This window comes from Kitasatospora sp. NPDC023118, assembly GCF_055560875.1.
On the sequence record NZ_JBVHHW010000017.1, the window covers coordinates 108,827 to 123,511 of the forward strand.

The window sequence follows — 14,685 nt, forward strand, 5'->3', positions numbered from 1 at the left end:
AATAGTGCCGAAAAGCGACATACCCAGCAGAACCCAGGCTATCCCGGCTGCCGGGTCGTCTTGTCCGATTGACCTATCCGGCGGCTTGCGCGTCACCCGCGGCCACCAGCAGCTCGGCGACGTACGGCAGCACCTCGCGGTCGTGCTCGATCCAGTCCACGCCGTCCAGCTCGGCCGGGCCGAGCCAGCGCAGCTCGTCGTGGTCCTCCAGCGGGCGCGGCTCGCCGTCCAGCAGCTCGGCCGCCCAGAACCGCAGCTCCAGGCCCGGCCGGACGGTCCACGCCCCGGGCAGCCTGCGCAGCGCCCGCGCCCGTACGCCCAGCTCCTCCAGCAGCTCCCGCTCCAGCGCCTGCGGCTCGGTCTCCCCGGGCTCGGCCTTGCCGCCGGGGAACTCCCACCGCCCGGCCACCGCCGCGGGCGCGTCGCGCCGGGCGGCGAGCACCCGACCGCCGTGGATCAGCGCGCCGCCGACGACGATCCGCGGCTCGCTGGGGGTCTCACCGGTCCGGTCCATGGCCCCGACCCTACGACGCGGCGTCCCCGTCCTCGGACTCGACCCAGTACAGCTGCTTGTGGCCGCGCGCCTCGAACTCCGCCGCCAACCGCTGCGCCTCGACCCGGTCCAGGCCCTTGGCGACCAGGAAGCGGTTGCCGTTGTCGTCCTGCCGCATCACCCGAAAGGTGCCCATGCGGGGAGCGTACCGGCGGCACGGGAGGCTGTCCCCGGCCGGCGTGGGGGTCGGGCCGGGGACATGGCAGCGAGCGTACGGGCGGCGCGCTACCGGGAGGTACGGGCGAAGTTAACGGCGGGTAACCCGTTGCCCGGGTGTTCGCCCCGGCGTTCGCTCGGGGTGCTCGCCCGGGTGTTTCAGACCCGGAGATCGGGCACCTGCTCGCCGGTGGACAGGCCCAGGGCGCGGCGGATCTCCACGCTGATCGGCACGGTCTTGGTCACCAGCGCCCGGGCCCGGCGCAGGTCGCCCGACAGGTCGGCGCCGGAGACCACGGCGTCCCAGGCGGTGGCCGCCTGGGTCTGCGCCTCGGCCAGCTTCTCGACCGGCGGCCGTACGTCGGCCGGCCAGTCCGTGGCCGGCTTGCGCAGGGCGGCGGCCTCGGCCCGGGAGGCGGCGGCCATCCGCCGCGCCCAGGACCGGTACTCGGCCTCGGCGACGCCGACGTCCTGCTTCGGCGCGTCCGCGTAGGTGTCGTTGAAGCCTCGGACGGCCTCCAGGTAGGCCAGCTGAGCGGCGGTCAGGCTGGCACGGTCGGTGCGGACCGTGCCCAGGTGCTGGTCGTCCCGGTCCTCGAAGACACAGGTGACGTACCGTTCGCCGGCCGCCCAGTTGCCCGAGGTCGGGTAGAGGTAGACGTCGTCCATGCCGTCCGGGACCGCCCACTGGTCGAGCGCGTAGTCCGCCAGCACCGTGCGGCACAGCGTGGCCGCCCGCTCGCGCATGGCGCTCTCTCCCGGGTACGAGCCCGTGCTCTCGGGCACCTTGGCGGTGCCGGCCACCTCGCCGTGGTGCGGGTCCGAGCAGGGCACCCGGCTCACCCAGTACACCGTCTCGTCACCGTGCCCGTCGGCCGTGCTGCTCCCGCTCGGGGAGTTGTAGCAGTCCCCGGCCTTCAGCGCGGACCAGCGGACCGAGCCGGGCGGGGGCTTCTGGGCGTACCGGCCGTCCCGCGCGGAGCTGAAGTCCCCCGCGCCCGCCAGGAGCGCGAGCAGCACCGTGCCGGCCACCCCGAGCACCAGACCGGTCACCGCCATGCCGCGGCCGCGCTCCTTGCGGCGGTTGATCTGGGTCAGCGCGATGATCCCGAACACCAGGGCCACCGGCGCGAGCAGACTCAGCCCGGTCGCCAGCGAGCCGACCGCGAAGCCGTTGGTGCGCCGCTCCGGCTTCGGGTGGTACGGGGACGCGGAGCCGTAGGGGTGCGGGTGCGGGTGCAGGTACGGGTGCGGGTACGGCTGACCGGGCTGGAGGCCGGACCGCGCCGACGACGCCGCCGTGGCCCCGCCTCCGGCGGGCAGCGGCGGGGGCGGCGACTGGGGCGGGGCCGGTGAGGCCGGCGGGGCGGCCTGCGCGGGGTGGTCGGCGGACGGGGCCCAGGGGTCGACGGGCGGGGCCCAGGGGTCGACGGGCTCGGGGGCCGGGGCCGGCTCGGCCGCAGGATCCGGTTCCGGGGCCGGGGGTTCCACCGGAGCGGGCTCGACCTCGGCGGGCCGCTCCGGAGCCTCGGCGTCCGCGCGGCCCGAGTCCTTGCGGAAGCCCACCCGCGGGTCCGGCCCCGAGGCGGCGGGCAGCTCGGACTCAGGCTTGGACACGTGGACTCCCCCAACCCGCCGGGGCGGGCGTCAGCTCGGCGTTGCGGCGTTCGACACCATGGCTCGGACCCGAGCGGGCCCGAGGTGAACGGTCGCGCGACTTTACCCGATCTTTCCGAACGCCCGCCCGACCGTCACCGCCCCGGGCCGTCCGACCGTCACCGCCCCGGGCCGTCCGCCCGGACCCGCCGCTCAGCCGCGGGCCAGGACCTCGCCGTGGATCATCGAGAACCACCCGTCCTCGGCGGCGCTCCACTCCCGCCAGCCGGCCGCGATCCGCTCCAGCTCGGCCCGGTCCGCGAAGCCCCGCTCCTCCGCCGTCCGGCCGAACGCCGTGCCGGTCACCCGGTCCGCCCACATCCCGCCCCACCAGTCGCACCGCTCGGGCGTCGCGTACGTCCAGGTGCTGGCGCTCGCGGTCACCTCGGTGAAGCCGGCCGCGCGGGCCCAGGAGAGCAGCCGCCGCCCGGCGTCCGGCTCGCCGCCGTTGACGCGGGCGGTGCGGCGGTACAGCTCCAGCCAGCGCTCCAGCGCGGGCGCCTCGGGAAACCAGGTCATCGAGGCGTAGTCGGCGTCCCGGGCCGCGACCACCCCGCCGGGCGCCGTCACCCGGCGCATCTCGCGCAGCGCGTCCACCGGATCGCCCAGGTGCTGCAGCACCTGGTGGGCGTGCACGATGTCGAACTCGCCGCCCCGGTACGGCAGTCGGTGCACGTCCGCGAGCTCGAACACCACGTTGGACAGGCCGCGCTCGGCGACGTACCCGGCGGCCTGCTCCAGCACCTCGGCGGAGGTGTCCACGGCCACCACCCGCCCGGTGGGGCCGACCAGTTCGGCCAGGTCGGCGGTGATCGTGCCGGGCCCGCAGCCGACGTCCAACAGGGCCTGGCCGGGCCGCAGTTCGGGCAGCAGGTAGGCAGCCGAGTCGGCGGCGGTCCGGGAGCGGTGCGAGCGCAGCACGGCCTCCTGGTGGCCGTGGGTGTAGACGGTGGCGGGCTGCGGTCCGGGCATGAGGGTCCCCCTGGGCGTGGTCGGTGTTCCGGCAGGTCTTCCGTTCGCGCGACGGTTCCGACGCTACGCTCCATCCCGTATGACGAGAAGAACCGTCTCACATTCCGACCCCTCCGGGGCTGCGCCACACCCCGCCGCCGTACCGTGGAGTCGCCCCCGACAGAACGGTCCCCGCCCATGCCCGGTCCCGGCCAGCGCCCCTTCGTCCTGCTCAGCGCCGCCGTGTCGCTCGACGGCCACCTCGACGACGCCTCCCCCGACCGGCTGCTGCTCTCCAACGCCGCCGACTTCGACCGGGTGGACGAGGAGCGCGCGGCCGCCGACGCGATCCTGGTCGGCGGTAACACCCTGCGCGCCGACAACCCCCGCCTGCTGGTCAACGACCCCGCGCGCCGGGCCGCCCGGGTGGCCGCCGGGCGCCCGGAGTACCCGCTGAAGGTGACGCTCAGCGCGAGCGGCGCGCTCGACGCCGACCTGCGGTTCTGGCACACCGGCGGCGCCAAGCTCGCCTACACCACCGACGCCGGGGCCGCGGCGCTGCGGCCCCGGCTCGACGGGCTCGCCGAGGTGGCCGCGCTCGGCGGCGCGGTGGACCTCGGCGCGGTGCTGGACGACCTGGGCGCGCGCGGGGTGCGCCGGCTGATGGTCGAGGGGGGCAGCGGGGTGCACACCCAGTTCCTGGCCCGGGGCCTGGCGGACGAACTCCAGCTGGCCGTCGCCCCAGTGCTGGTCGGCCAGACCGGGGCGCCGCGGTTCGTCGGCCCGGCCGCCTTCCCGGGCGGTCCGGCCCGGCGGATGCGGCTGCTGGAGGCACGTACCGTGGGCGACGTCGTCCTGCTGAGGTACGCCCCGAAGGAGCCCGCGCCGTGAACCAGCCCACCACCGCCGACCTCGACCACCTGCGCCGGGCCGTCGAGCTCTCCCGCCGGTGCCCGCCCTCCGAGAAGGCCTTCTCGGTCGGCGCGGTGATCGTCGGCGCCGACGGCGAGGTGCTGGCGGAGGGCTTCAGCCGGGAGGTGGACGCGCACGACCACGCCGAGGAGGCGGCCCTCGGCAAGCTCCCGGCGGGCGACGCCCGGCTGCGCGGGGCGACCGTCTACAGCAGCCTGGAGCCCTGCGGGCAGCGCGCCTCGCGGCCGGTGCCGTGCGCCCGGCTGCTCATCGCGGCGGGCGTGGCGCGGGTGGTGGTCGCCTGGAGCGAGCCGGACCTGTTCGTCACCGACTGCCAGGGCACGGCCCTGCTGGAGGCGGCCGGGGTCGAGGTGGTGGAGCTGCCGGAGCTGGCCGAGGAGGCCCGGGCGGTCAACGCCCATCTGCTCCGCTGAGTTTTTGTATCATTTGGAAACAAATAGCTCGCCTTCCTGGCCCGCGCGCCGCCATTCCCCCCGAGGAGCCGTCCCATGCCCGCCGCCCCACTCCGGCTGACCGCCCGCGCCCTCCTCCTCGACATGGACGGCACCCTGGTCAACTCCGACGCCGTGGTCGAGCGCTGCTGGGGCCGCTGGGCCGTGCGGCACGGCCTCGACCCCGTCGAGGTGATGCCCGTCGTCCACGGCCGCCAGGGCCACGCGACCATGGCCGTGCTGCTGCCGGACCGCCCGGTCGAGGTCAACCTCGCCGAGAACGAGCGGATGCTCGCCGAGGAGCGCGCCGACGTCGAGGGCGTCGTCCCGGTCCCCGGCGCCCCCGCCTTCCTCGCCGCCCTGGCCGACCTGCCGCACGCCCTGGTCACCTCCGCCGACGAGCCGCTCGCCCGGATCCGGATGGCCGCCGCCGACCTGCCTCTGCCGCCCGTCCTGGTCACCGCCGAGTCGGTCGGCGCCAGCAAGCCCGACCCCGAGGGCTTCCTCAAGGGCGCCGCCGCGCTCGGCCACGCCCCCGCCGACTGCCTCGCCTTCGAGGACTCCGGCGCTGGCATCGCCGCCGCCCGCGCGGCCGGCATGCGCGTCATCGGCATCGGCCCCCGCGCCGCCGCCCACCACCCGGACGCCCTCGCCACGACCCTCGACGCGGTCACCGTCACGGCGGACGCGGACGGGGTGGTGACGGTCACCGTCCGGGGCTAGCCGTACTGGATGCCGGTGGAGTCGAGCAGCAGCCGGCGGGTGCCGTCCGGGAGCTGGACCAGCAGGACACCTCCCTGCTGGTCCACCGCCAGGTACCAGGTGCCCGGCACCAGCTCTCCCGCCGACACCGGCGAACCGTCCGCGTCGAAGAGCTGGCGCACCGCCGGCACCGCGAACCAGAACGGCGCGAAGTCGTCCCGCTCCTCCGGCGGCGCGTACGGGTGGTCCGCGACGCCCTTCTGGATCCCGCTGACGTCCATCAGCAACCCCCTGGTGCCGTCCGGGAGTTGGACCAGAAGGGCGTTCTCGGCGGCCGCCAGCGCCAGGTACCAGGTGCCCGGCACCAGTTGCCCCACCGGCTCCAGCGAACCGTCCGCGTCGAAGACTTCGCGCACCACCGGCACCGCGAACCAGTACAGCTCGAACTCGACCTCCGCCAAACTGTTCTGGATCCCGACGCAGTCGAGCAGGATCCCCTGCGCCCCGTCCGCGTGCTGGACCAGCAGGGCGTCCCCGCGGGCCGCCAACGCCAGGTACCAGGTGCCGGGCACCAACTCCCCCACCGGCTCCAGCGAGCCGTCCGTACCGAAGATCTCGCGCACGGCCGGGACGGCGAGCCAGAACAGGCGGAAGTCCGGGTCCGGCTCGGCCGCCAGCGCCGCCGCCAGGCGGGTGGCCCGGTGCAGCAGTTCCCGCGCGCCCTCCTCGACGGCGGCCCGCAGCCGCTCGACCTCCCTCTCCCGCCACTCGAGTAGCTCCTCGGCGGCGGCCCGGGCCTCGATGTCCCGAGGGCTCTCGTCCTCCACCCCCGCCGCCCGGTTGCGGGCTATCGCGATCAGCCCGCCGGTGTTGCGGTTGCGCTGCTGCGGCAGCGGGCGGGACTTCTCGGCGAGCCGTGCGTACAGCCGCCGGTAGAGGGTGTCCATGTCCAGCAGTTCGGGACCGCCCGGGATGCCCCGCTCCAGCAGGTCGATGAGCTCCCCGGTGAAGGCGGTGTACGGCTCCCCGGGCGGCGAGAGGGCGGGCCGGGTGGCGGCCGAGGCGGTGAGCACCACCGTCCCGTTCACCGCCGTCCGGTCGGCGAGGGACTTGCCCGCGCCCATCGAGCCGACCAGCGCCCGGCCGCTGTAGCAGCAGTCCAGCACCACCACCGTGCGCTGCGCCCGGGACTGCGAGTCGAGCAGCGCGCGGCGCAGCGACTCGAACCGCAGGGCGGTGTACTCGCGCTCGCGGTCGGTGTCCGGCAGCGCGAGGTACAGCTCCTCCGAGTAGTCGTCGGTCACGCCGTGCCCGGCGTAGTAGACCAGCAGGGTGTCGGTGGCCTGGCGCGCCTTCTCCCGCACGGTGTCCAGCACTTCGCGCACGCTCGCGGGCTGGGCGATCACCGCGCAGGCCTCGGCGGGCAGCCCCCAGACGTCGGGGTCGGTGAGCACCCGGCGCAGCCCCTCCAGGTTCTGCTCGACGGCCGGCAGTCCGTCCAGGTGGACGTAGTCGTGCACCCCGACGAGCACGGCCGCCGACCGGCCCGGGTCCGCCAGCACGGTCACGACTGCTCAGCGGCTCCGGCCGGCGGCTCCAACTGCGCCACGATCCGGCGCACCTCGTCCGCCGACCCGTCCTCGATCACCACCGACGTGCCGCCGCGCTCGATCCGCACCCGCATCCCGCCGCGCCGCGAGTCCCGCCAGGTGGCGACGGCGGTCACCAGGCTCCCCAGCGCGATCCCGTTCGCCAGGACCACGTTGAGGATCTCCAGCACCTCCCCCATCCGCCCGGCCGCCGGATCCGCCACCCCGGGCCGCACCTCGATGCCCCGCAGCTCCGGCTCGGCCAGCAGCCACCGGGTCAACGACCGCGCCGCCTCGACCTCCGCCCCCTCCGAGGCACCCTCCGCCACCTCGAACCCGAGCTCGACCTCCACACCCAACCCCTCTCCCACAACCCCCAGTTGGCCGACCCCACCCTAGAGGAACCACCACCCCCACAAGGCAGAAGGGGCCGAACTCCGTTCACGGGAGTCGGCCCCTCCGGGGGGTGTCAGCTGTCGCCGGGTCAGACGTTGAAGCGGAATTGCCATCACAACGCTGTGGCCTGCGGAGACATTGGCTCGCGGGGCCCAAGTCAGCACGGAATTAGCACCGTGACGCAACCCCGGACTGGCAATCAGTAGCGGTAGCGGGCCGCCAGGATGATGATCTCCCGGTCCGTGACCAGGTAGACGAGGCGGTGCTCGTCATCGATCCGCCGCGACCACGCCCCGGGCAGGTGGTACTTCAGCGGCTCGGGCTTGCCGATCCCGGTGAACGGGTCGCGCAAGGCGTCCTCGATGAGCTTGTTGATCCGGGCGAGCATCTTGCGGTCGCTCTTGAGCCAAGACGTGTAGTCCTCCCAGCCGGCCTCTTCGAAGACGAGCCTCACGCAGCACCCTTCTCGACACCCGCAGCATCAGGGTCGATGAGTTCCCGCTCGGAGAGCCCCATGCCGCCAAGGGCGTTCTCGTACGCCTTGAGCAGACGGCGCGCGTTCGCCGGCGAGCGCAACAGGTAGGAGCCTTCGCGCAGGGCGGCGTAGTCCGCGGCCGAGACGAGTACGGCGTTCCCGTGCTTGGAGACGATCTCGATGGCCTCGTGATCGTCGTTGACCTTCTTGATCAACGGAAAGAGAGCCTTGCGCGCCTCGCTCGCAGTGATCGACATCGACTGAACTCCCTCCATGACTGGTACCACATAACGTACCACTGAAAGGAGGGCCCATCAGACTGAAGAGTCAGCACCAAGTCAGCACGGAAAAGAGAACAGGGTCCCCCAGCATCGTCGAGGTTCATCCAGCACAGCCGGCACGCGCCAGGCGAGGCATCCTGCCCACCACCGCGAGGCACCTTGTGTACACATGGGACACTTGGTACCCTTGGGCGCATGACGCAGCCACTGCCCATAGAGTCCGTCCGTGACGTGCGCGCACACCTGGCGGAGGTGGTGGAGCGCGCAGACCGCGACGACGTGCCCACGGTGATCACACGCCGAGGCAAGGAGGTCGCCGCCGTGGTCTCCATCGGGATCCTGCGCAAATACCAGGAATGGGAAGAGCGCGAGATCAACCGGATCATCGACGAGCGCATGGCCAACCCGGCTCCCGGCATCCCGATCGAGGACATCATGAGGGAGACGCTGGCGCGCAGTGAGTGACTACCGAACCGTCTTCCGCCCTGAGGCGCAGGCCGAGCTTCGGAAAATCCCTCGCGACATGGCGCTGCGCATCCTAGCCAAGCTGACCGAGCTGGAGACCGACCCGCTCGGCTTCAACACCACCGCACTCGTCTCCCAGCCCGAGCGACGCCGTCTGCGCGTCGGCGACTACCGAGTCGTCTACACGATCGACAACGGGGAACTGGTGGTCTGGGTTGTTCATGCGGGACACCGGTCCACCGTCTACGAGACCTGATTGCCGCTGACGCGCCGCCAGAGAATCCAGCGCCCATCCAGCACGGTGACGACGAAGGGGGCGGACTCGACAGAGTCCGCCCCCTTCTGACCTGCATGTTTGCCACGTCAGCGACGTGATGTTACTTCACCCGCTCACACGTTGAAGCGGAACTCCACGACGTCGCCGTCGTGCATGACGTATTCCTTGCCCTCGATGCGGGCCTTGCCCTTGGCGCGGGCCTCGGCGATGGAACCGGTCTCGACCAGGTCGTCGAAGGAGATCACCTCGGCCTTGATGAAGCCCTTCTGGAAGTCGGTGTGGATGACTCCGGCGGCCTCGGGGGCGGTGGCACCCTTCTTGATGGTCCAGGCGCGGGTTTCCTTGGGGCCGGCCGTGAGGTAGGTCTGCAGGCCGAGGGTGTTGAAGCCGACGCGGGCGAGGGTGGCGAGGCCGGGCTCGTCCTGGCCCATGGACTGGAGGAGTTCGAGGGCCTCGGCGTCGTCCAGCTCGATCAGCTCGGACTCGATCTTGGCATTGAGGAAGATCGCCTCGGCGGGGGCGACCAGCTCGCGCTGGGCGTTCTTGAAGTCCTCGTCGGCCAGCTCGGCCTCGTCCACGTTGAAGACGTAGAGGAAGGGCTTGGCGGTCAGCAGGTGCAGGTCGCGGATCGGGGCGGTGTCGAAGCCGGCCTCGAAGAGGGTCTTGCCGGTCTCCAGGATCGCCTGCGCGGCCTCGGCGGCGGCCAGCACGGGGGCGGTGTCCTTCTTGAGGCGCGCCTCCTTCTGCAGGCGCGGCAGGACCTTCTCGATGGTCTGGAGGTCGGCCAGGATCAGCTCGGTGTGGATGGTCTCGATGTCGTCCTTGGGCGACACCTTGCCGTCCACGTGCACCACGTCCGGGTCGGTGAAGGCGCGCACGACCTGGCAGATCGCGTCCGACTCGCGGATGTTGGCGAGGAACTTGTTGCCCAGGCCCTCGCCCTCGCTGGCGCCGCGCACGATGCCCGCGATGTCCACGAAGTCGACGGTGGCCGGGAGGATGCGCTGGGAGCCGAAGATCTCGGCGAGCTTGGCCAGCCGCTGGTCGGGGACGCCGACGACGCCGACGTTCGGCTCGATGGTGGCGAACGGGTAGTTGGCCGCCAGCACGTCGTTCTTGGTCAGGGCGTTGAACAGGGTCGACTTGCCGACGTTCGGCAGGCCGACGATTCCGATCGTGAGCGACATGAAGCGCAGTCCCGTGGGCTTGGAGGAGTTGGGTCGGCACCGTACGGGCCGACCCCCAAGTCTACGGGCAGCGCCTGCGCTGCCCTACGCCTCGGTCGCCGCCGGTCGCGGCTCCAGGAACTCCAGCCGGTTGCCCAGCTTGTCGGCCGCGTAGAAGCGCCGGTGGCCGGGCAGGTTGTCGTCCCAGAGCACCTCGTGGCCGTGCGCGGTGAGCCGCTCGGCCAGGGCGTCCAGCGAGCGCACCAGGATGCCCGGGTGCCCCTTCACGGACGGCCGGAAGTCCGGGGTCACGCCGAGGTGCACCTCGACCCCGCCGCCGCGGAACCAGCAGCCGCCGCGGGCCGCCAGCACCGGCGGCTTCTCCAGCTCCGTCATGCCGAGCACGCCGGACCAGAAGGCCCGGCACTCGTCCTCGGCGCCGGCCGGGATGTCGAGCTGGAAGTGGTCGAGGCGTTCGAAGGTGAAGTCCGCGGCCATGAGGTCCCCCGTGCGGTGATCCGATGATCTTGGTTCGTCGGCCCGTCCGAGCTGGTCGGACCGCTGAGCGACGATCACAGAACTACTCCATCCTGAGACACGGGACAAGACCTGAACGGTCCATTACACAGTGTGGCGATGATCGGACCGTACGTTGGGCGGGTGGAGCAGAGCACCCGTACCCAGCCGCCAGGGCCCAGACGCCGTCCGCCGAACGGCGCGGCCGCGGCCGCCGTCCCCGGTCCCGGCCGGGCTCCCGAGAGCACCCGAGCCCCTTCCGCCCCCGAGCCTCCCCCTGCCCGGCCGCGCCCGGTGGTCGGCCGGCCCGCCGCGGCGCGCCAGTCCCCCGGGCGCCGGCTGCGGGTGTACGGGCGCCGCCGCACCGGCCGGCCGACCCGGCTGACCGCCATCGGCACCGGCGTGGTCGCCGTGCTGGCGACGCTCGTGGTGGCGGGCGTGGACCGGCTGCTGTTCGACGGCCTCGGCTTGCTGTTCGGCCTCGGCTACCTGGTGGTCTGCTTCCAGCTGGCCGTCCGGGTCCGCTACGCCGACCTGCTGGCCGCGCCGATCAGCGGGCCGATCGCCTTCGCCCTGGCGCTGCTGGTGCTCGCGCCGGTCAGCTCCTCGGGCGTGACCGCCCAGGTGGTGGCGCTGGCGACCGGGCTGGCGCTGCGGGCCGGCTGGCTGTTCTCCGGCACCGGCCTGGCCGCGCTGATCGTGCTCGCCCGCTTCGTCGCCCAGCGGCGGATCCACCGCTCCCGCTGAGCTCCACCAACCCCGTCGGAGCCCGGCACCGGCAGACCCTCAGCCGGCCGCCCGGGCCGCCGCCATGGCGGCCCCGACGATGCCCGCGTCGTTGCGCAGTTCCGCCGGCACCACCCTCGCCTCGCGGTCCTTCAGCAGCGGCAGGAACTTGTCGTGCTTGCGGCTCACCCCGCCGCCGATCACGATCAGCTGCGGCGAGAACAGCATCTCCACCAGGTCCAGGTACTCGTTGACCCGCCCAGCCCACTGCTCCCAGGTCAGCCCGTGACGCTCCTTGGCGGCCGAGGAGGCCCGGCGCTCGGCGTCCTTGCCGCGCAGCTCCAGGTGGCCCAGCTCGGTGTTGGGCACCAGCGTGCCGTCCACGAAGAGCGCGCTGCCGATGCCGGTGCCGAAGGTGAGCACCAGCACCACGCCCGACTCGCCACGCCCGGCACCGTGGGTGAACTCCGCCAGGCCGGCCGCGTCCGCGTCGTTGAGGACGGTCGCCGGCAGGTCCAGTGCCTCGCGGAACAGTCCCGCGGCGTCCAGGCCGATCCAGCCCTTGTCCACATTGGCGGCGGTCCTGGTGCGGCCGCCGACCACCACGCCGGGGAAGGTCAGCCCGACCGGCCCTTGGTGGTCGAAGTGCCGGACCACCTCGCACACGGCGGCGACCACGGCCTCGGGCTCGGACGGCTGCGGGGTGAGCACCTTGTGGCGCTCCTGGGCGAGCGCTCCCCGGGCTAGGTCGACCGGGGCCCCCTTGATGCCCGAGCCGCCGATGTCCACGCCGAATACCGCCGTCATCACTCCGCCCTCCACCGTTCGACCGTGGACCGGCTCGTCCACAGCCTGTGCACAAAACTACGAGAGCCCCGGCGGCGACGCACAGCGGAAAACCCGGCACCCCACCGGGGCGCCGGGTTCTCCACAGCGGTCTACAGCTTGCCCGCCGCCTCGGCGCGCAGGTCGCGGCGCAGTTCCTTGGGCAGCGAGAAGGTCAGGTGCTCCTCGGCGGTCTTGACCGTCTCGACCGTGTCGTAACCGCGCGCGGCCAGGAACTCCAGCACGCCGTCGACCAGGATCTCCGGCACCGAGGCTCCGCTGGTCAGGCCGACCGTGGTGACGCCCTCCAGCCAGGACTCCTGGATCTCCTCGGCGAAGTCCACCAGGTGGGCGGCCTTGGCGCCGTACTCCAGGCCGACCTCGACCAGGCGGACCGAGTTGGAGGAGTTCTTGGAGCCGACCACGATCAGCAGGTCGGTCTCCGGGGCCAGCTGCTTGACCGCGACCTGGCGGTTCTGGGTCGCGTAGCAGATGTCGTCGCTGGGCGGGCTGACCAGCGCCGGGAAGCGCTTCTTCAGCTCACCGACGGTGGCCATGGTCTCGTCCACCGACAGGGTGGTCTGGGACAGCCAGACGATCTTGGACTCGTCCCGCACCCGCACGTTGGCGACGTCCTCGGCACCGTCCACCAGGTGGATCCGGTCCGGGGCCTCGCCCATGGTGCCGATGACCTCCTCGTGGCCCTCGTGGCCCACCAGCAGGATGTCGAAGCCCTCGTCGGCGAAGCGGACGGCCTCCTTGTGCACCTTGGTGACCAGGGGGCAGGTGGCGTCGATGGTGGCCAGCTTGCCTTCCCGCGCCTCGTCGTGGACGGACGGGGCGACGCCGTGCGCCGAGAAGACGACGATCGAGCCCTCGGGCACCTCCTCCGTCTCGTCGACGAAGATCGCGCCCTTCTTCTCCAGGGTCTGCACCACGTACTTGTTGTGGACGATCTGCTTGCGGACGTAGATGGGCGCCCCGTACTGCTCCAGGGCCTTCTCCACGGCGATCACGGCGCGGTCGACGCCCGCGCAGTAGCCCCGGGGGGCGGCGAGCAGGACACGGCGCTGCGCGGTGTTGGACATGGCTCCATCGTACGGGCGGCCGCGAGTCGCCCCGTTCCCGGCGGGCAGCCGCGCCGACGGCGGTCGATTTCCGGCCGGATCCGATCAGAAGTGCTCAAATCTGGTGTCTATGAGCGCTGTGAGCGAGCAGGCGACGCCCAGCGGCCTGCGCCGCAGTCTGGGTGTCCGCGATCTGATGGTCTACGGACTGCTGTTCATCGCCCCGATGGCCCCGGTCGGCGTGTTCGGCGTGCTGGACGCCACGAGCCACGGCGCCGTCGCCTCGGTCTACCTGGCCGCCACGGTGGCGATGGGCTTCACCGCCTTCTCCTACGCCCAGATGGTGCGCGCCGTGCCGCAGGCCGGCTCGGTGTTCGCCTACGCCCGGGCCGGGCTGGGCGAGGGGCCGGGGTTCATCGCCGGGTGGATGGCGATGCTGGACTACCTGCTGATCCCGGCGGTGGCCTACCTGTTCTCCGGGATCGCGCTGCACTCCCTGGTGCCGGGCGTCTCCCGCTGGCTGTGGACGGCGCTCGCGGTGATGGTCACCACCGCGCTCAACCTGATCGGGGTGCGCACGGCGGCCGTGGTCGGCTTCGCGGTGCTGGCGCTGGAGATCGCGGTGCTGGCGGTGTTCACGGCCGCGGCCGTGGTGGCACTGGCCCAGGACGGCGCCCGGCGCGGCTGGGACACCCCGTTCACCGCCGTCGGGGACTTCTCGCTCACCGCGGTGATCTCCGCGGTGTCCGTCGCGGTGCTCTCCTACCTGGGCTTCGACGCGATCGCCACCTTCGTCGAGGAGGCGGTCGGCGCCTCGGCGGCGGTGGCCAAGGCGGTGCTGTGGTGCCTGGCGCTGGCCGGGGTGCTGTTCGTCGCCCAGACCTACCTGGCGGCGCTGCTGGAGCCGATGACCCCGCGGCAGCTGGCCGCCGACCCGGCCGCGCGGGGCTCGGCCTTCTACGACACCGTGGAGAGCGGCATCGGGCACTGGCTGCACGTGCTGGTGGCGGCCAGCAAGGCGATCGGCGCGGCCTTCGCGGCACTGGCCGGTCAGGCCGCGGCCGGGCGGCTGGTCTTCGCGATGGGCCGGGACGGGCGGCTGCCGCGGGTGCTCGGCTCGGTCGACCCGGGCAGCGCGGTGCCGCGGCGGGCGCTGCTGGCGGCCGCGGTCATCACCATGGCGGCGGCGGTCTGGGCGGCCAACCGGGACGACGGGCTGGACCAGCTGACCTCGGTGGTGAACGTGGGCGCGCTGACCGCCTTCGCGCTGCTGCACGCCTCGGTGGTCGGCTGGTACACCGTCCGGCACGGCTCTCGGGACCGGCTGCGGCACCTGGTCGTCCCGGTGCTGGGGATCGCGGTGATCGGGGCGGTGGTCCACGAGGCCTCGACGACGGCGCAGATCGTCGGGCTGGCCTGGCTGGCGGTCGGGCTGGTGGTGCTCGGGGTGCAGGGCAGTACCGCTTCGGGCGCTGGCGGGCACCGTTAGCGCCCGAGCCGTCGGCGCACGCCGCTAGCCT

At 72.9% G+C, this 14,685-nt stretch carries 16 protein-coding genes and 2 pseudogenes; 6 read left to right on the forward strand and 12 right to left on the reverse strand.

Features of this window, described 5'->3' with window-relative positions; translation table 11 throughout:
* Positions 1-73: 73 nt before the first annotated feature.
* The 4 genes and pseudogenes from ACZ3UD_RS22875 to ACZ3UD_RS22890 all read right to left on the reverse strand — a co-directional run.
* A complete protein-coding gene (locus tag ACZ3UD_RS22875) occupies positions 74-514 on the reverse strand; it encodes an NUDIX domain-containing protein (protein ID WP_465590573.1) in 441 nt (146 codons plus the stop codon).
* 10 nt (positions 515-524) lie between these two features.
* A complete protein-coding gene (locus ACZ3UD_RS22880; protein ID WP_465590576.1) occupies positions 525-689 on the reverse strand; it encodes an SPOR domain-containing protein in 165 nt (54 codons plus the stop codon).
* A 179-nt stretch (positions 690-868) separates the two neighbouring features.
* Positions 869-2,326 (reverse strand): DUF4190 domain-containing protein, encoded by a 1,458-nt coding sequence (locus tag ACZ3UD_RS22885; protein WP_465590579.1) that lies wholly within the window; start codon positions 2,324-2,326, stop codon positions 869-871.
* Positions 2,327-2,518: 192 nt separating this feature from the next.
* Positions 2,519-3,343, reverse strand: a pseudogene (locus ACZ3UD_RS22890) (methyltransferase domain-containing protein); the annotation flags it as partial.
* A gap of 171 nt (positions 3,344-3,514) precedes the next feature.
* Between ACZ3UD_RS22890 and ACZ3UD_RS22895 the strand changes: the two are divergent.
* Positions 3,515-4,662 (forward strand): annotated as a pseudogene (locus ACZ3UD_RS22895) (dihydrofolate reductase family protein).
* A gap of 75 nt (positions 4,663-4,737) precedes the next feature.
* Complete coding sequence (locus tag ACZ3UD_RS22900; RefSeq protein WP_465590582.1) at positions 4,738-5,403, forward strand: HAD-IA family hydrolase; 666 nt, start codon at positions 4,738-4,740, stop codon at positions 5,401-5,403.
* Here the strand turns inward: ACZ3UD_RS22900 and ACZ3UD_RS22905 are convergent.
* The 4 genes from ACZ3UD_RS22905 to ACZ3UD_RS22920 form a co-directional block, all read right to left on the reverse strand.
* Positions 5,400-6,950 carry a caspase family protein gene (locus ACZ3UD_RS22905; protein WP_465590585.1) on the reverse strand — a complete coding sequence of 517 codons (1,551 nt, stop codon included), beginning with the start codon at positions 6,948-6,950 and terminating at the stop codon, positions 5,400-5,402. The two genes, ACZ3UD_RS22900 and ACZ3UD_RS22905, sit on opposite strands and share 4 nt — an antisense overlap.
* On the reverse strand, positions 6,947-7,324 hold the full coding sequence (locus tag ACZ3UD_RS22910) for an effector-associated constant component EACC1 (protein ID WP_465590588.1): 378 nt from the start codon (positions 7,322-7,324) through the stop codon (positions 6,947-6,949). Before ACZ3UD_RS22910 ends, ACZ3UD_RS22905 begins: the two co-directional genes overlap by 4 nt.
* Before the next feature lie 242 nt (positions 7,325-7,566).
* Positions 7,567-7,821 carry a Txe/YoeB family addiction module toxin gene (locus tag ACZ3UD_RS22915; protein WP_465590590.1) on the reverse strand — a complete coding sequence of 85 codons (255 nt, stop codon included), beginning with the start codon at positions 7,819-7,821 and terminating at the stop codon, positions 7,567-7,569.
* Positions 7,818-8,099 carry a type II toxin-antitoxin system Phd/YefM family antitoxin gene (locus ACZ3UD_RS22920; protein ID WP_465590593.1) on the reverse strand — a complete coding sequence of 94 codons (282 nt, stop codon included), beginning with the start codon at positions 8,097-8,099 and terminating at the stop codon, positions 7,818-7,820. Before ACZ3UD_RS22920 ends, ACZ3UD_RS22915 begins: the two co-directional genes overlap by 4 nt.
* Before the next feature lie 219 nt (positions 8,100-8,318).
* Here ACZ3UD_RS22920 and ACZ3UD_RS22925 point away from each other — a divergent pair, with 219 nt between their 5' ends.
* Positions 8,319-8,588: a type II toxin-antitoxin system Phd/YefM family antitoxin gene (locus tag ACZ3UD_RS22925; protein ID WP_465590596.1), complete on the forward strand. Its 270-nt coding sequence runs from the start codon at positions 8,319-8,321 to the stop codon at positions 8,586-8,588.
* Positions 8,581-8,844: a type II toxin-antitoxin system RelE family toxin gene (locus ACZ3UD_RS22930; RefSeq protein ID WP_465590599.1), complete on the forward strand. Its 264-nt coding sequence runs from the start codon at positions 8,581-8,583 to the stop codon at positions 8,842-8,844. Before ACZ3UD_RS22925 ends, ACZ3UD_RS22930 begins: the two co-directional genes overlap by 8 nt.
* A 134-nt stretch (positions 8,845-8,978) precedes the next feature.
* Here ACZ3UD_RS22930 and ychF read toward each other — a convergent pair whose 3' ends face one another.
* Together ychF and ACZ3UD_RS22940 are read right to left on the reverse strand one after the other, a co-directional pair.
* Positions 8,979-10,052 carry a redox-regulated ATPase YchF gene (gene ychF / locus ACZ3UD_RS22935; RefSeq protein ID WP_380612195.1) on the reverse strand — a complete coding sequence of 358 codons (1,074 nt, stop codon included), beginning with the start codon at positions 10,050-10,052 and terminating at the stop codon, positions 8,979-8,981.
* A gap of 84 nt (positions 10,053-10,136) precedes the next feature.
* The gene (locus ACZ3UD_RS22940) at positions 10,137-10,529 is read right to left on the reverse strand and encodes a VOC family protein (protein ID WP_465590604.1); all 393 of its coding nucleotides are present in this window, start codon (positions 10,527-10,529) and stop codon (positions 10,137-10,139) included.
* 138 nt (positions 10,530-10,667) lie between these two features.
* Between ACZ3UD_RS22940 and ACZ3UD_RS22945 the strand changes: the two genes are divergently transcribed.
* On the forward strand, positions 10,668-11,294 hold the full coding sequence (locus ACZ3UD_RS22945; RefSeq protein ID WP_465590606.1) for a DUF6542 domain-containing protein: 627 nt from the start codon (positions 10,668-10,670) through the stop codon (positions 11,292-11,294).
* Between the two features lie 39 nt (positions 11,295-11,333).
* Here ACZ3UD_RS22945 and ppgK read toward each other — a convergent pair whose 3' ends face one another.
* Together ppgK and ACZ3UD_RS22955 are read right to left on the reverse strand one after the other, a co-directional pair.
* On the reverse strand, positions 11,334-12,080 hold the full coding sequence (gene ppgK, locus ACZ3UD_RS22950) for a polyphosphate--glucose phosphotransferase (RefSeq protein WP_465590608.1): 747 nt from the start codon (positions 12,078-12,080) through the stop codon (positions 11,334-11,336).
* Positions 12,081-12,211: 131 nt separating this feature from the next.
* The gene (locus tag ACZ3UD_RS22955) at positions 12,212-13,186 is read right to left on the reverse strand and encodes a 4-hydroxy-3-methylbut-2-enyl diphosphate reductase (protein WP_465590610.1); all 975 of its coding nucleotides are present in this window, start codon (positions 13,184-13,186) and stop codon (positions 12,212-12,214) included.
* Between the two features lie 109 nt (positions 13,187-13,295).
* On the opposite strand from ACZ3UD_RS22955, the gene ACZ3UD_RS22960 reads away from it, so the two are divergent.
* Positions 13,296-14,654, forward strand: coding sequence for an APC family permease (locus ACZ3UD_RS22960; RefSeq protein WP_465590611.1), 1,359 nt, complete (start codon positions 13,296-13,298; stop codon positions 14,652-14,654).
* Positions 14,655-14,685: the final 31 nt, after the last annotated feature.

What these genes read in the sequence shown, in the direction of transcription:
- ppgK (WP_465590608.1), bottom strand. Translation starts at nt 12,080, where the DNA reads ATGACGGCGGTATTCGGCGTGGACATCGGCGGCTCGGGCATCAAGGGG.
- ACZ3UD_RS22920 (WP_465590593.1), bottom strand. Translation starts at nt 8,099, where the DNA reads ATGTCGATCACTGCGAGCGAGGCGCGCAAGGCTCTCTTTCCGTTGATC.
- ACZ3UD_RS22880 (WP_465590576.1), bottom strand. Translation starts at nt 689, where the DNA reads ATGGGCACCTTTCGGGTGATGCGGCAGGACGACAACGGCAACCGCTTC.
- ychF (WP_380612195.1), bottom strand. Translation starts at nt 10,052, where the DNA reads ATGTCGCTCACGATCGGAATCGTCGGCCTGCCGAACGTCGGCAAGTCG.
- ACZ3UD_RS22940 (WP_465590604.1), bottom strand. Translation starts at nt 10,529, where the DNA reads ATGGCCGCGGACTTCACCTTCGAACGCCTCGACCACTTCCAGCTCGAC.
- ACZ3UD_RS22960 (WP_465590611.1), top strand. Translation starts at nt 13,296, where the DNA reads ATGAGCGCTGTGAGCGAGCAGGCGACGCCCAGCGGCCTGCGCCGCAGT.
- ACZ3UD_RS22945 (WP_465590606.1), top strand. Translation starts at nt 10,668, where the DNA reads ATGATCGGACCGTACGTTGGGCGGGTGGAGCAGAGCACCCGTACCCAG.
- ACZ3UD_RS22955 (WP_465590610.1), bottom strand. Translation starts at nt 13,186, where the DNA reads ATGTCCAACACCGCGCAGCGCCGTGTCCTGCTCGCCGCCCCCCGGGGC.
- ACZ3UD_RS22875 (WP_465590573.1), bottom strand. Translation starts at nt 514, where the DNA reads ATGGACCGGACCGGTGAGACCCCCAGCGAGCCGCGGATCGTCGTCGGC.
- ACZ3UD_RS22925 (WP_465590596.1), top strand. Translation starts at nt 8,319, where the DNA reads ATGACGCAGCCACTGCCCATAGAGTCCGTCCGTGACGTGCGCGCACAC.
- ACZ3UD_RS22900 (WP_465590582.1), top strand. Translation starts at nt 4,738, where the DNA reads ATGCCCGCCGCCCCACTCCGGCTGACCGCCCGCGCCCTCCTCCTCGAC.